This is a genomic window from Pseudomonas sp. dw_358 (assembly GCF_018449655.1).
Classification (GTDB): Bacteria; Pseudomonadota; Gammaproteobacteria; order Pseudomonadales; family Pseudomonadaceae; genus Aquipseudomonas.
The window spans coordinates 182025-196186 of the sequence record NZ_JAAVUX010000006.1 but is presented as its reverse complement, the minus strand read 5'-3'; the positions used below and the strand labels follow the sequence as shown (position 1 = coordinate 196186).

14 protein-coding genes are annotated in these 14162 nt (G+C 61.6%); 3 read left to right on the top strand and 11 right to left on the bottom strand.

What is annotated here, in order from left to right:
- The first annotated feature begins 196 nt into the window (after positions 1-196).
- Complete coding sequence (gene yccS, locus HB675_RS11845; protein ID WP_213878499.1) at positions 197-2386, top strand: YccS family putative transporter; 2190 nt, start codon at positions 197-199, stop codon at positions 2384-2386.
- Between the two features lie 6 nt (positions 2387-2392).
- Here the strand turns inward: yccS and HB675_RS11840 are convergent, their stop codons facing one another.
- The gene (locus HB675_RS11840) at positions 2393-3133 is read right to left on the bottom strand and encodes a transporter substrate-binding domain-containing protein (RefSeq protein WP_213878498.1); all 741 of its coding nucleotides are present in this window, start codon (positions 3131-3133) and stop codon (positions 2393-2395) included.
- A gap of 242 nt (positions 3134-3375) precedes the next feature.
- Between HB675_RS11840 and HB675_RS11835 the strand changes: the two genes are divergently transcribed.
- On the top strand, positions 3376-3843 hold the full coding sequence (locus HB675_RS11835; RefSeq protein ID WP_213878497.1) for a GNAT family N-acetyltransferase: 468 nt from the start codon (positions 3376-3378) through the stop codon (positions 3841-3843).
- Here the strand turns inward: HB675_RS11835 and HB675_RS11830 are convergent.
- The 3 genes from HB675_RS11830 to HB675_RS11820 are packed head-to-tail and all read right to left on the bottom strand — an operon-like array spanning position 3829 to position 6796.
- Entirely contained in the window at positions 3829-4125 is a 297-nt protein-coding gene (locus HB675_RS11830; protein ID WP_213878496.1) for a winged helix-turn-helix domain-containing protein, read from the bottom strand. The two genes, HB675_RS11835 and HB675_RS11830, sit on opposite strands and share 15 nt — an antisense overlap.
- Before the next feature lie 12 nt (positions 4126-4137).
- Positions 4138-4632 carry a M48 family metallopeptidase gene (locus HB675_RS11825; protein WP_213878495.1) on the bottom strand — a complete coding sequence of 165 codons (495 nt, stop codon included), beginning with the start codon at positions 4630-4632 and terminating at the stop codon, positions 4138-4140.
- 43 nt (positions 4633-4675) lie between these two features.
- Positions 4676-6796 (bottom strand): EAL domain-containing protein, encoded by a 2121-nt coding sequence (locus HB675_RS11820; RefSeq protein ID WP_213878494.1) that lies wholly within the window; start codon positions 6794-6796, stop codon positions 4676-4678.
- 277 nt (positions 6797-7073) lie between these two features.
- On the opposite strand from HB675_RS11820, the gene HB675_RS11815 reads away from it, so the two are divergent.
- Positions 7074-7742: a polysaccharide lyase family 7 protein gene (locus HB675_RS11815; protein ID WP_213878493.1), complete on the top strand. Its 669-nt coding sequence runs from the start codon at positions 7074-7076 to the stop codon at positions 7740-7742.
- Between the two features lie 51 nt (positions 7743-7793).
- On the opposite strand, the gene fba is transcribed toward HB675_RS11815, so the two are convergent.
- From fba to tkt, 7 genes are all read right to left on the bottom strand, one after another.
- Positions 7794-8858 carry a class II fructose-bisphosphate aldolase gene (gene fba / locus HB675_RS11810; RefSeq protein WP_213878492.1) on the bottom strand — a complete coding sequence of 355 codons (1065 nt, stop codon included), beginning with the start codon at positions 8856-8858 and terminating at the stop codon, positions 7794-7796.
- Between the two features lie 95 nt (positions 8859-8953).
- Complete coding sequence (locus tag HB675_RS11805; protein ID WP_213878491.1) at positions 8954-9298, bottom strand: MliC family protein; 345 nt, start codon at positions 9296-9298, stop codon at positions 8954-8956.
- Positions 9299-9326: 28 nt separating this feature from the next.
- The gene (locus HB675_RS11800; protein WP_213878490.1) at positions 9327-9533 is read right to left on the bottom strand and encodes a hypothetical protein; all 207 of its coding nucleotides are present in this window, start codon (positions 9531-9533) and stop codon (positions 9327-9329) included.
- Positions 9534-9615: 82 nt separating this feature from the next.
- A complete protein-coding gene (locus HB675_RS11795; protein WP_213878489.1) occupies positions 9616-9837 on the bottom strand; it encodes a hypothetical protein in 222 nt (73 codons plus the stop codon).
- Between the two features lie 5 nt (positions 9838-9842).
- Entirely contained in the window at positions 9843-11006 is a 1164-nt protein-coding gene (locus HB675_RS11790) for a phosphoglycerate kinase (protein ID WP_213878488.1), read from the bottom strand.
- 4 nt (positions 11007-11010) lie between these two features.
- Complete coding sequence (gene epd / locus HB675_RS11785) at positions 11011-12078, bottom strand: erythrose-4-phosphate dehydrogenase (protein ID WP_213878487.1); 1068 nt, start codon at positions 12076-12078, stop codon at positions 11011-11013.
- Between the two features lie 77 nt (positions 12079-12155).
- On the bottom strand, positions 12156-14153 hold the full coding sequence (gene tkt, locus HB675_RS11780) for a transketolase (protein WP_213878486.1): 1998 nt from the start codon (positions 14151-14153) through the stop codon (positions 12156-12158).
- Positions 14154-14162: the final 9 nt, after the last annotated feature.

Below are 14162 nucleotides of genomic sequence, written 5' to 3'. Positions count from 1 at the left end.
CAGGACCGAGCGTGCTCGGGAACCCGGCAACTCGGTGCGTCAGGCATTCAGCGGCGGGGCTTCCCGAGCAAGCCCGGTCCTCCAGTGTTCAAGGCAACAGATAGACACCTGAGTGGATGTACGCCAGCCCGATAATCGGTACCATGCGAACCACAGCTGAGCTTATTTCCATCTGCCCGACAGGTTCGCCCCATTCATGGCCTCGACCTCGTTTCGCCAATCAATGCGCCGCTTGTGGGCGCTGGACAAATTCAGCTACAGCGTGCGGGTGTTTCTCGCCCTGACCGGCAGCATGGCGGCCTGTTATTACCTCAACGAGATGCGCCTGTTGATCCCCTTGTTCCTCGGGATCGTCGCCTGCGCTCTGGCCGAAACCGATGACAACTGGCAAGGCCGGGTGCAAGCCCTGGCCGTGACGCTGGTGTGTTTCAGCGCGTCGGCGTTGTCGGTGGAGGTGCTGTTCCCCTACCCCATTCTCTTCGTCAGCGCCTTGGCTGTGGCAGCCTTCGTGCTGACGATGCTTGGCGCCCTGGGCGAGCGCTACAACGCGATTGCCTATGCCACGCTGATCCTCTCGGTGTACACCGTGATCGGCGTAGACCAGCGCGGCGGCGAGATCACCAATGTCTGGCACGAGCCCATGCTGCTGGTGGCTGGTGCCGGCTGGTACGGGGTGCTGTCGGTGCTGTGGCAGGCGCTGTTTTCCAACCAGCCCGTGCAGCAGGGGCTGGCGCGGGTGTTCCGGGAACTGGGCATCTACCTGAAGCTCAAATCCAGCCTGTTCGAGCCGATTCGCCAGCTCGACGTCGAGGCGCGCCGGCTGGAATTGGCCAAGCAGAATGGTCGGGTGGTGGCGGCGCTTAACGCCAGCAAGGAAATTATCCTGCACCGGGTCGGCGGTGGTCGCCCCGGCTCCAAGGTCAGCCGCTACCTGAAGTTGTACTTCCTGGCCCAAGACATCCACGAACGCGCCAGCAGCTCCCATTACCCGTACAACGCCCTGGCCGAAGCCTTCTTCCACAGCGACGTGCTGTTTCGCTGCCAACGCCTGCTGCGCCAGCAAGGGGCGGCCTGCCAGCGCTTGTCCGAGTCCATTCAATTGCGCCAGCCCTTCATCTATGACGACAGCTTTGCCGAAGCCTTGAGCGACCTGCACGCTTCGCTGGAGCATCTGCGCATTCAAAGTAACCCGGCCTGGCGTGGCCTGCTGCGCTCGCTGCGGGCGCTGGCCCATAACCTCGCGACCCTTGATCGTCTGCTCAGTGATGCCAGCAACCCCGACAGCCTGGCCGATGCCAGCGACAGCAGCCTGCTCGACCGCTCGCCACGCAACCTCAAGGATGTCTGGGCCCGGATTCGCCAGAACCTGACCCCAAGCTCTCTGGTGTTCCGCCATGCGCTGCGTCTGCCTCTGGCCTTGACGGTGTGCTTTGTCATGATCCACTTGATCCACCCTTCCCAGGGCTACTGGATCATGCTCACCACGCTGTTCGTCTGCCAGCCGAGCTACGGTGCCACGCGACGCAAACTGGGCCAGCGGATTGTCGGCACCGCCGTCGGGCTGACCGTTGGCTGGGCGCTGTTCGACCTGTTCCCCAGCCCGCTGATCCAGTCGTTCTTTGCGATCGTTGCGGGCCTGGTGTTCTTCGTCAACCGCACCACCCGCTACACGGTCTCCACCGCCGGGATCACCCTGATGGTGCTGTTCTGCTTCAACCAGACCGGCGACGGTTACGGGTTGTTCCTGCCGCGCCTGTTCGACACGCTGATCGGTAGCCTGATCGCCGGCCTGGCGGTGTTCCTGTTCCTGCCGGACTGGCAGGGGCGGCGCCTGAACAAGGTGCTGGCCAACACCCTTAGCTGCAACGCCACGTACCTGCGCCAGATCCTCGAGCAATACGCCAACGGCAAGCGCGACGATCTCGCTTACCGTCTGGCGCGGCGCAACGCCCATAACGCCGACGCGGCGCTGTCCACTACCTTGGCCAACATGCTGATGGAGCCTGGGCATTTTCGCAAAGAGGCAGACGTCGGCTTTCGCTTCCTCGTGCTGTCCCACACCTTGCTCAGCTATCTCTCGGGGCTGGGCGCTCACCGCGATACCAGCCTGCCGGAGCCTTTACGCGAACAGTTGATCGGCGGCGCCGGGGGGCAACTGGTACACAGTATCGAAGAAGTAGCGACAGGGCTGGCCGCCCGCGAGCCGGTGGCTGTGCAGAGCGATGCCGAAGAGGCGCTGGCTACCGCGCTGGAGCAGATGCCCGAAGAGGTCGACGAAAACCAGCGGCTGGTGCAGACCCAACTGGCCCTGATCTGCCGTCAGCTAGGCCCGCTGCGTACCTTGGCGGCTCATTTGATCAAGGACAAGACGCCAGCCGTCGTCTGACCGGCGCTACATGCCGTACTGCTTGACCAGTCGATCGTAGGTGCCGTCGGCTTTCATGGCGGCGATCTGCTGGTCGAAGCCTTTGACGATGCGGTCATGGTCAGGGTTTTTCAGGCTGACCAGGATGCGCAGCTGGTTGGAACTCAGGGGCGTCGGCAGAAACTCTACCGCATTGCGTATCGCCGGTGTCTCGCGGGAGAGGTAATAGCGGGCCACCAGCTCATCGTCCAACGCCAACTGAACCCGTCCGGCGGCAAGCATCTGCACAGCCATGGGAAAGTTGTGCACCAGCACCTTCTGCATCTGGTCATCGCTGTCGAAGCCTTGGGAATAAGCGTAGCCACGTACCACGGCAATCGGGTAAGGGTGCAAGGTGCTGTAGTCACCCTGGAAATCGACGGTAGAGTTCTTGCGCCGAATGAACAGGACGCGGTTATTCAGGTAACCCACCGAGAATTGCCCGATGCGGGTGCGCTCATCGCTATACCACGCATTGATGAGGATGTCGTAGCGCCCTTCGCCAACGCCCAGCAACGCTCGCGCCCAAGGGACCTGCTCGAACCCGGAGGAAAAGCCGGCCCGCTGCAACGCCGTGGTCACCAACTCGGTTGCCAAGCCACCATTGGGCTGGGTGATATCGGTAAACGGCGGCCAACCGTCGGCCACCAGGCGTAGCTTGTCGGCCATTGCCAGATTGGCGCAGCACAAGGTCCCCAACAAACAACAGGCTCGAAGCAGATGCAGCATGCTCAAGATCCTATAGCGGGCCCTAGGGCCGGCGGCGCGTGAAGCTGTTGACCCGCGTGACCATCCATTACGCCGTGGCCAGGCCAACTGCGTTATCAGCCAGATTACACAAAGATTGCGGGGCAGACATCGGCCGTTGGTAGCTATTTGCCGTATTTGTCTCGAATTAAATTCGACCTTGCCAAATATGAGGCTCGCTGGCTTGATGGTCGCCCGCTGAACTTAATGAAAAGAGGCACGGCATGACGATCGAATGGGTCTGCAAACACCACGACGACCTGGGCAAGGAACAGCTGTATGCCGTGCTGACCTTGCGCACCGAAGTCTTCGTCGTCGAACAGCACTGCCCTTATCTGGAAACCGACGGCCTGGACCTGACGGGCGACACCCATCATCTCATGGCCTGGCAGGATGACCACCTGCTGGGTTACCTGCGCTTGCTCGACCCGCATGCTCAAGGTGGCAATGTCGTCATCGGCCGCGTGGTGACCGCCCCTGCGGCCAGAGGCCGGGGGCTGGGGCATGAGCTGCTGGAGCGCGGCCTGCAGCAGGCGGAGAAGCACTGGCCGGGAGTCGCGATCCATCTCTCGGCCCAGGCGCATTTGCAGGGGTATTACGGGCGTTATGGTTTTGTGGCCGAGGGCGAGGTGTACCTGGAGGATGACATACCGCATATCGGCATGCGCAAGGCCGGCCTACGGGTACTGTAGAACCTCTCGGATGCGGGGAAGATTGTTCTCCACCCAGCCGCGATCAATCGCCCCCCAGTCCAGAATCCGATAACGCCCGCTGTGGTGACGCTCACCGGCGGCCTGTTCGAACTCGCAGACAATGTCAAGCTCGCCCAACGCCGCCACTGTATCCTGCGCGGTACGTCGCGGCATGCCGGTGGCCTCGGTCAGGGCGGGAATGTTGCTGGCCTGGCCGCTGTCGATCAAAAACGCCACGTACAGGCGGCGGTAGAAGCTGGTTCGGGTCTTGCTGACTTCCATGAAGTTTGCCTGTCAGGTGGGAAGGTCACGCCAGGTCAGGTAGACCCTCAGGTCGAATTCGAGCTGATGGTAGCCGGGCTGCATGTACTCGCACAGCTTGTAAAAAGCCTTGTTGTGGTCCGACTCCTTCAAATGCGCCAGTTCGTGGACCACGATCATCTTCAGAAACTGCGGCGCCGCTTCCTTGAACAGCGAGGCGATGCGGATTTCTTTCTTGGACTTGAGTTTGCCGCCTTGGACCCGCGAGACCGTGGTGTGCAGACCCAAGGCGCGGTGAGTGAGGTCGAGGCGGTTGTCGAACAGGACCTTGTCGATGCTGGGGGCGTTTCGCAGGTGTTCCTGCTTGATATCCAGCACGTAGGTGTACAGCGCCTTGTCGCTTTGCACGGCATGGCGCTCGGGATAGCGTTGGTGCAGGTAATCACCCAAGCGCCCTTGGTCGAGCATCTGGCGCACCTGGGCTTGCAGGTCAGGAGGGTAGGCTTGCAGGTATTTGAGCGGGGTCATGGCGGCCGCGAGTCAGTGTGAGCGGCCGCCAGTGTAGCAGTGGTCAGATCGCGGCCCAATCAAAGCGCGGCGGGAAACGGCCGGCATCAGCGGCGGTCAGTGGCTTGGCGACGATGAAGCCCTGAGCCAGCTCGCAACCATTGGCCAACAGCCATTGGTATTGCTCGGAGGTTTCCACCCCCTCGGCGATCACCGTCACACCGAACTCGCGACAGACCTCGATGATCCCTCGCGCCATGATGGCATCCCCCTTGGAGCCTGGCAGCTTGGCCACCAGGTGCCGGTCCAGCTTGAGAGTGTCCACCGGCAGATCACGCAACAGTTTGAGGGAGCAGTGGCCCATGCCGAAGTCATCCAGCGCCACCCGCACGCCCAGATTGCGCAGCTGCTGAAGCTGGCGCAAGGCATCACCGAGGTTATGCGCCAAAGAAGTCTCGGTCACTTCGACTTCCAGCTGCCGCGGTTGCAGGCCATGCATTGAAATCGCCCGCTGCAGCTCGGACACCAGGTTCGGCATGCTGAACTGGGCGTTGCTCAGGCTGATGCCCAAAACCAGCTCGTCGGCAAAGCCGTTGAACCACTCGCGCCGCTGTGCTGCCCCTTGCTGGTAAATCCAGCTGGTCAGGCGGCTGATCAGGCGCGCCTCTTCCAGCAACGGAATGAAAAGACCTGGTGGCACATCGCCGACGCTCGGGTGCTGCCAGCGCAGCAAGGCTTCGAAGCCGCGCAAGCTGCCATCAGCCAGCGACACCTGAGGCTGATAGACCAAGGTGAAATCCTTGTGCTCGATGGCATTACCCACGCTACCTTCCAGCATCAAACGTGAGCGTGCCCGACCGTTCATGTCCTGATCGTAATAGCGATACTGCTGTCGGCCCGCCTGTTTGGCGGCGTACATGGCGATATCGGCGGCATGCAGCAGGCCTTCTATGGTCGCCCCGGATGTCGCGCTGGTAGCAATGCCGATACTGACCCCCAGCGAAACCTCCAGGCCGTCCACTTGCTGGCACATGGAAATGCGATCAATCAGCTTTTCAGCGACCTTGGCCGCCTGCTCCGGGTATTCGAGGGTATCGAGCAACACCGTGAACTCGTCACCGCCGATGCGCGCGACGATGTCCCAGGGGCGCAGGCTGTCCTTGAGCTGGTCGGCCACCCACCGCAGGGCCTTGTCCCCGGCGTCGTGGCCATGGGTGTCGTTGATGCGCTTGAAGCCGTCCAGGTCCAGGTACAACAGCGCCTGGGCCTTGTCCTGCCGCTCGTTGCGCAGCAGCGCGCTTTCCACGGCCTGGTGAAAACCACGGCGGTTGAGCAGTCCGGTGAGCGGGTCCGTCACCGCCTGGTATTCAAGTTGCTGGTGCAGGCTGCGCACCACCGACATGTCGAGCACCGTCACCACCATGGCGCGCTGCTCGCCGGGCAACGGCGCACAGGACAAGGCCACGGGCAAGTGCTGACCGTTGTGGGTGCGCAAGGAGGCATCGTGAATACGGAAGGTATCGCGGCTGCTGTAGGCGCGGAAGAATTCGGACTCCCGCCAACTGTGCACCGCCGGCTTGTGCAGAAAATCGATCAGGGCCGCGTTGCGCAACTCTTCCGCCGACGCGCCCAGCAGTCGCGAAATCGCCGGGTTGGCGTAGGTCACCTGGCCATGCTCATCCACCACCAGGATGCCCTCGGCCGCATTCTCCAGCACCGAGGCATTGAAAGCCCTGGCTGACTCCAGATCCTTGCTCAGGCGCTGCAGATCCTTGCGGTTACGTTGCTGCTCCAGCAGGGCCTGGACCTTGGGTCGAAGGATCTGCGGATCAAAGGGTTTGAACAGGTAATCGACCGCGCCGTTGGCGTAGCCCTTGAGCACCGCTGCCTGGGACTGCTCATTGGCGGTCAGGAAGATAATGGGGGTCAGGCGCGTCCGCTGGCTCCCGCGCATCAGGCGAGCAACCTCGAAGCCATCCATGCCTGGCATCTGCACATCCAGCAGCACCAGATCGACCTCGTGCTCCAGCAATGCCCCCAGCGCCTCGACGCCGGACGCTGCCGTGACGACCTGCCAATCCTGGCGTTCGAGCAAGGCACGCATTCTGATCAGGTTTTCGGGATAGTCGTCGACTACCAGCAAGACCGAACTGTTGTCATTTGGTTGAGTTGGTGCGCATTCCATGCTGCTCCCCTGTGGTTCAGACGGCCAAGCCCGAAAGATGGGCACTGACTGAACTACTTTAGCTGTGGATCCCAACAAACAGTGACGAAGCACTGCTTATTCTTTCAAACATTATGACAGGCGGCGACCAATGGTAGACCCGCGCAGAATAATTATAAATTAACGTCAACTCGATGACGTCAGCCACTTGTCGACTGCACCTCAAACTTTCCGTCGCGCGCCGATAATAGAGAGAGTCGCCGTCATTCGGCGTCGCCCTTTTTACGGAAGGCCTCCCATGATCGACCTCTCTACCTGGAACCTCAGTATTCCTGAGGGCACTCCAGCCCTGACCATTGCCACTCCTGTCCTGGTCAAGGGATTTAAGGATGCCTATTTTCACTCCGACACCGGCACCCTTTTTTTCTGGGCCCCGGTGACCGGAAGCAAAACGGCCAACGCCATCTACCCGCGCTCTGAGTTGCGAGAAACCAACGCCAACGGCACGGTCCACAATTGGACGTACGGCGCCGCCGACAATTATCTGCGGGCCTCGTTGATGATCAACCAGGTGCCCTCGACCGGCAAGATCGTTATCGGCCAGATCCACGTTTTCAACAGCAATGAACCGATGCTGAAGGTGGAATACCAGTACAAGGAAAAGACCGCCGATGGCAACGTCGTGGCCAAACTTCGGTTGAGCCCGGCGGATGCAGACGCGGCGGTCATCACTATCGCCAGCGGGGTAAAACTCAATACGCGCTTCCCGTACATCATTCACCTGGCCAAAGACGGGACCCTGAGCGTGACCGTGGCGGACAAGACCTACGTGGTCAAAATCGATACGAAATGGTCCACGGCCGCTTTCTATTACAAGGCCGGGGCTTATGTGCAGGACAACACAGGGTATGCAACGGAGGGCGGGGCGGTGACGTTCTACAACTTGGCGATCACCCATACGCCGTGATCTGGCGGCCGGATCACACGGGACATGAGTATGTCCCGTGAGAATGCCGAATCAGTTGACCTTGGCGGCCAACTCACCCTTGGCGTAACGCTGGAACATGCCTTCCAGGGAGATCGGCTTGATCTTCGAGGCATTGCCGGCCGTTCCGAAAGCTTCATAACGCGCGATACACACGTCACGCATGGCCTTCACGGTTTCAGCGAAGTATTTGCGCGGGTCGAACTCGCTCGGATGCTGCGCCATGAAGCGGCGGATGGCACCAGTGGATGCCAGACGCAGGTCGGTGTCGATGTTGACCTTGCGCACGCCGTGCTTGATGCCCTCGACGATTTCTTCGACCGGTACGCCGTAGGTCTCTTTGATCTGGCCACCGTACTCGTTGATGATCGCCAGCCAGTCCTGTGGCACCGAAGACGAACCGTGCATGACCAGGTGAGTGTTGGGGATGCGCGCATGAATCGCCTTGATCCGATCGATGGCCAGAATGTCACCGGTCGGCGGCTTGGTGAACTTGTAGGCGCCATGGCTGGTGCCGATGGCGATGGCCAGCGCATCCACCTGGGTAGCCTTGACGAACTCGGCCGCTTCTTCCGGGTCGGTCAGCATCTGGCTATGGTCCAGGATACCTTCGGCACCCACGCCATCTTCTTCACCGGCCTGACCGGTTTCCAGCGAACCCAGGCAACCCAGTTCGCCCTCCACCGAAACGCCGCAGGCGTGGGCCATGGCCACCGTCTGCTGAGTGACGCGCACGTTGTAGTCATAGTCGGTCGGGGTCTTGCCGTCGACACCCAGGGAGCCGTCCATCATCACCGAGCTGAAGCCCAGCTGGATCGAGCGCTGGCAGATGTCCGGGCTGGTGCCGTGGTCCTGGTGCATGCACACCGGAATGTGCGGGAATTCTTCGATGGCGGCCAGGATCAGGTGGCGCAGGAAAGGCGCACCGGCGTATTTGCGCGCACCCGCCGAAGCCTGCACGATCACGGGCGAGTCGGTCTTGTCGGCCGCTTCCATGATGGCGCGCATCTGCTCCAGGTTATTGACGTTGAAGGCTGGTACGCCGTAGCCGAACTCGGCTGCGTGGTCCAGCATCTGGCGCATGCTAATCAGTGCCATGGGTAATCTCTCTCCCGGTCGAGGGTCATTTATTGTTCCAGCCTGCCGCAACAGCGGCCAGCCTGCAATGGCCCGGCACCTGCCGGACCCGTGCGTCACGGAGCCTTGCAGCCCCGGCCTATCAGATCGTTGGTGGCTACCCAGTACACCAGGCCTTCAGAGCCTTGCACATGCAAGGCCAGTACGCCATCACTGTACAACTGGCCATCAGCTCCCGGCTCTGCCTTGAGATGATAAACCTGAGCCTTGGGCTCAAGTCGCGCCTCAACCTGCTGCTGCCCGGTATCGGTATAACGCCATTGCACGCTGACGTCACTGTCGCAGACCCAATGCGTCCAGTCCTGCGACGCTGGCGCCCGAGCACCGCCAAAACCAAGGCCAATGCCCCCACACCCACTCGTCAAGGCCGCTGCACAGAGCAGCGGTATCCAGCGCTTCATGCGCATTCCTTAAACTGCCCAGGCGAAATCAGCCCTTTGACCCGCAATCCTGTTGAATGTTGCTGTTCGGCCCTGGATCACCTGTTGCACTGGTCTGGACCTGCTTCTCGTTGTTCGTCGTGGGCAGCGTGACCGCTGCCGGACTGAACACTTCACAAGCGCTGTCCGAGCCGCCGAACAGCGAACAACCACTGAGCATTACTGCCGTCATGACGGCCAGACAGACAATCTTCATGGTGGAACCCTCGCATCAATCCGTTGCAAAAATTGTTCACACTCTAAAGACCACTGCCGGGGTCAGTGGTTGCCTGGTTCGCTCACGGGCAACCTTTCTGCCCGGCGTCATATTGCTCCAGCACATCAGGCCCCAGGCGCTTGTTGATCACCGGCGCCGTTTGCGCCTGCCAGTCTGACTGCTCACACCCGGCCCCGGTCGGCTTGGCCGCCCGAGTCACGGGCGGTTCATCCGGATGGCTCGTGCAACCTGCCAGCAGCCAGACCGCCAGCGCGAGCCCGCTCAAACGATGCAGTACACCCATGTCGATCAGGCCTTGGCCCGCTCCTCGAGTACCTGCACCGCTGGCAGCACCTTGCCCTCGACGAACTCGAGAAACGCGCCGCCGCCTGTGGAAATGTAGGAGATTTTTTTAGCCACGCCGTATTTGTCGATGGCCGCCAGGGTGTCACCCCCACCCGCGATGGAAAAGGCCGGGCTCTCGGCAATCGCCCGGGCCAGCACTTGGGTGCCATTGCCAAATTGGTCGAACTCGAACACACCCACCGGACCATTCCACAGAATGGTTTTCGAAGCTTTCAGGAGTTCAGCGAAATTAGCCGCTGTTTTCGGCCCGATGTCGAGGATCATGTCATCATCGGCCACGTCCTTGATGTCCTTGACCGTGGCGGCGGCGCTTTCGGCAAATTCCTTGGCGACCACTACGTCCACCGGCAATGGCACGTTGACCTTGGCGGCGATGGCTCTGGCGGTATCCAGCAGGTCAGGTTCATACAATGACTTGCCGACCGGATGCCCGGCTGCCGCGAGGAAGGTATTGGCGATGCCACCGCCGACGATCAGCAGGTCGCAGATCTGGCTCAGGCTGTTGAGCACGTCCAGCTTGGTTGACACTTTCGAGCCGGCAACGATAGCCGCCATCGGCTTGGCCGGGGCGCCCAGAGCCTTGCCCAGCGCATCCAGTTCGGCCGCCAGCAAGGGGCCTGCGGCGGCAACCTTGGCAAATTTCGCCACGCCATGGGTCGAACCCTCCGCACGGTGGGCGGTGCCGAAGGCGTCCATGACGAAGACGTCGCACAGTGCGGCGTACTTCTGCGCCAGCTCGTCGCTGTTCTTTTTCTCGCCTTTGTTGAAGCGCACATTTTCGAACAACACCACTTCGCCGGCCTTGATATCGAAGCCGTCGATGTAGTCCGACACCAGCGGTACATCCCGGCCCAGGGCCTTGCTCAGGTATTCGCTGACCGGCAGCAGGCTATTCTCGGCCGAGAACTCGCCCTCGGTCGGACGGCCCAGATGGGAGCACACCATCACCGAGGCGCCCTTTTCCAGTGCCAGCTTGATGGTTGGCAGTGCCGCCACAATACGCGCATCGCTGGCCACGGCACCGTTCTTGATCGGCACGTTGAGGTCTTCGCGGATCAGAACGCGTTTGCCTTGCAGATCGAGGTCGCTCATCTTCAACACGGTCATTGTCTCAGTCCTTGTGGCCTGTATTGGATTGGGTGTGCATGACGTCCAGGTAATGCCCCGCAACGTCGAGCATGCGATTGGCAAAACCCCACTCGTTGTCGAACCAGGCCAGCAGGTTGACCAGCCTCGGGCCGGAAACCCGGGTCTGACTGGCGTCGACGATGGCCGAATGGGGGTCATGGTTGAAGTCACAACTGGCGTGCGGCAGCTCGGTGTAAGCCAGCAAGCCCCGCAAAGGCCCGTCCAGAGCGGCGCTGCGCAGGATCTGATTGACCTCGGCGGCATCGGTGTCGGTGGAACTCAGCAGGGTAATGTCCAGGCATGACACATTGACCGTCGGCACGCGCACAGCTTTGGCCTGAATGCGCCCGGCAAGTTCCGGCAGCAGCCGCTCGATGCCGCGCGCCAGGCCCGTGGCCACGGGGATCACCGACTGGAACGCCGAGCGGGTGCGCCGCAGATCCTCGGCATGGTAGGCGTCGATCACCGGCTGGTCGTTCATGGCCGAGTGAATCGTGGTGATGGACACGAACTCGATGCCCACCGTGCGGTCCAGCAGCCTGAGCAGCGGCACGCCGCAGTTGGTGGTGCAGGAGGCGTTGGAGACCAGGCGCTCGGCTCCGGTCAGGCAGTCGTGGTTGATGCCGTAGACCACCGTGGCATCGACATCGGCTTCGCTGGCCATGGGCTGGGAAAACAGCACCGCCGGGGCACCGGCATCGAGGAAGCGCTGGCCGTCCGCCCGCGTGTGCCAGGCGCCGGAGCACTCCAGCACCAGGTCCACGTCCAGTGCAGCCCAGTCGATGACTTCGGGGGTGGCGCTGCGCAGCACTTTGATGCGCTTGTCATTGATGTGCAGATCGCCATCAAGCACGCCCACCTTGCCGGGAAAGCGCCCGTGGGTGGAATCGAAGCGAGTCAGGTATTCGAGACTGGCGAGATCCGCCAGGTCATTGAGAGCCACCACCTCGAACGGTGCATCATCGCCACGTTCGATCAGCGCACGGAGCACGCAGCGGCCGATACGGCCGTAGCCGTTGAGGGCAACTCTGTAAGGACGCGGTTGGGGCATGAGGCACTCGCTGTTAATGGCGTAAGAGACCTCGCAGGAGCGCACGCGCCCCTGCGACGCAAACACAGGCAGAGTGCTTAGTCCTCCAGCAGCTCCTGCGCAATGCCCACGATATTCTCCACAGTGAACCCGAACTCTTCGAACAGCTGGTTGGCCGGACCCGACTCACCGAAGGTGGTCATGCCGATCACGCGGCCTTCCAGGCCCACGTACTTGTACCAAAAGTCGGCATGGGCCGCTTCGATGGCGATACGAGCGCCTACCTGCAGAGGCAAAACGGCCTGCTTGTAGGCAGCATCCTGAGCGTCGAACACCGAAGTGCACGGGATCGAGACCACACGCACATTACGGCCTTCGCCGGTCAGGTGATCGTATGCCTGCACCGCCAGGCCCACTTCGGAACCGGTGGCAATCAGGATCAGCTCCGGCTCGCCAACGCAATCCTTGAGCACGTAGCCACCACGGGTGATGTCGCTCAGTTGCTGCGCATCGCGCTGCTGGTGCTGCAGGTTCTGGCGGGAGAAGATCAGTGCCGAAGGACCGTCATTGCGCTCGATGGCGTACTTCCAGGCCACGGCCGACTCGACCGCATCCGCCGGGCGCCAGGTGTCCAGGTTCGGCGTGGTGCGCAGACTGGTCAATTGCTCGATCGGCTGGTGGGTCGGACCGTCTTCGCCCAGACCGATGGAGTCGTGGGTGTACACATACAGCACGCGCTTTTTCATCAGCGCCGACATGCGCACGGCATTGCGTGCGTATTCCATGAAGATCAGGAAAGTCGCGCCGTACGGCACGAAACCGCCGTGCAGGGCAATGCCATTCATGATGGCGCTCATTCCGAACTCGCGCACGCCGTAGAACAGATAATTACCGGCCGCGTCATCGGCCTCGATGCCCTTGCAACCTTTCCACAGGGTCAGGTTGGAAGCCGCGAGGTCGGCCGAACCGCCGAGGAACTCGGGCAGCAGCGGACCAAACGCGTTGAGGGTGTTCTGGCTGGCCTTGCGGCTGGCGATGGTTTCACCCTTGGCGACCACTTCGGCGATGTACGCATCGGCCTTCTCGGAGAAGTCGGCTGGCAGCTCGCCACTCATGCGGCGGATGAATTCGTTGGCCAGGGCCGGATGCTCGGCGGAATAGGCTGCGAAACGCTGGTTCCACTCGGCTTCGGCAGCAGCGCCGGCTTCCTTGGCGTCCCACTCGGCGTAGATGTCCGCCGGAATTTCGAACGGCGCGTGGTTCCACTTCAGCGCCGCGCGGGTCAGGGCAATTTCGTCGGCGCCCAGAGCGGCACCGTGGGACTCTTCCTTGCCCTGCTTGTTCGGCGAGCCGAAACCGATGATGGTCTTGCAGCAGATCAGCGTCGGCTGATCGCTCTTGCGCGCGGTTTCGATGGCGGTCTTGATCTCGTCGGCATCGTGGCCGTCGACGTTGCGGATCACTTGCCAGTTATAAGCTTCGAAACGCTTGGGGGTGTCGTCGGTGAACCAGCCCTCGACGTGACCGTCGATGGAGATGCCGTTGTCATCGTAGAACGCGATGAGTTTGCCCAGGCCCAGAGTGCCAGCCAATGCGCTGACTTCATGGGAGATGCCTTCCATCATGCAGCCATCGCCGAGGAACACATAAGTATTGTGGTCGACGATGTTGTGCCCGTCACGGTTGAACTGCGCGCCCAGCACTTTCTCGGCGATGGCAAAACCCACCGCGTTGGCCAGACCTTGGCCCAGCGGGCCGGTGGTGGTTTCGACACCGGGTGTATAGCCATATTCCGGGTGGCCCGGGGTGCGGCTGTGCAGCTGGCGGAAATTCTTCAGGTCGTCGATGGACAGGTCGTAACCGGTCAGGTGCAGCAGCGAATAGACCAGCATCGAGCCATGACCGTTGGACATGATGAAACGGTCGCGGTTGGCGAAGGACGGGTTGCTGGGATTGTGCTTCAGGAAGTCGCGCCACAGCACCTCGGCAATATCCGCCATGCCCATGGGGGCACCGGGATGGCCGCTGTTGGCTTTCTGCACGGCATCCATGCTCAAGGCACGGATGGCATTGGCACGCTCACGACGGCTTGGCATCACTAATCT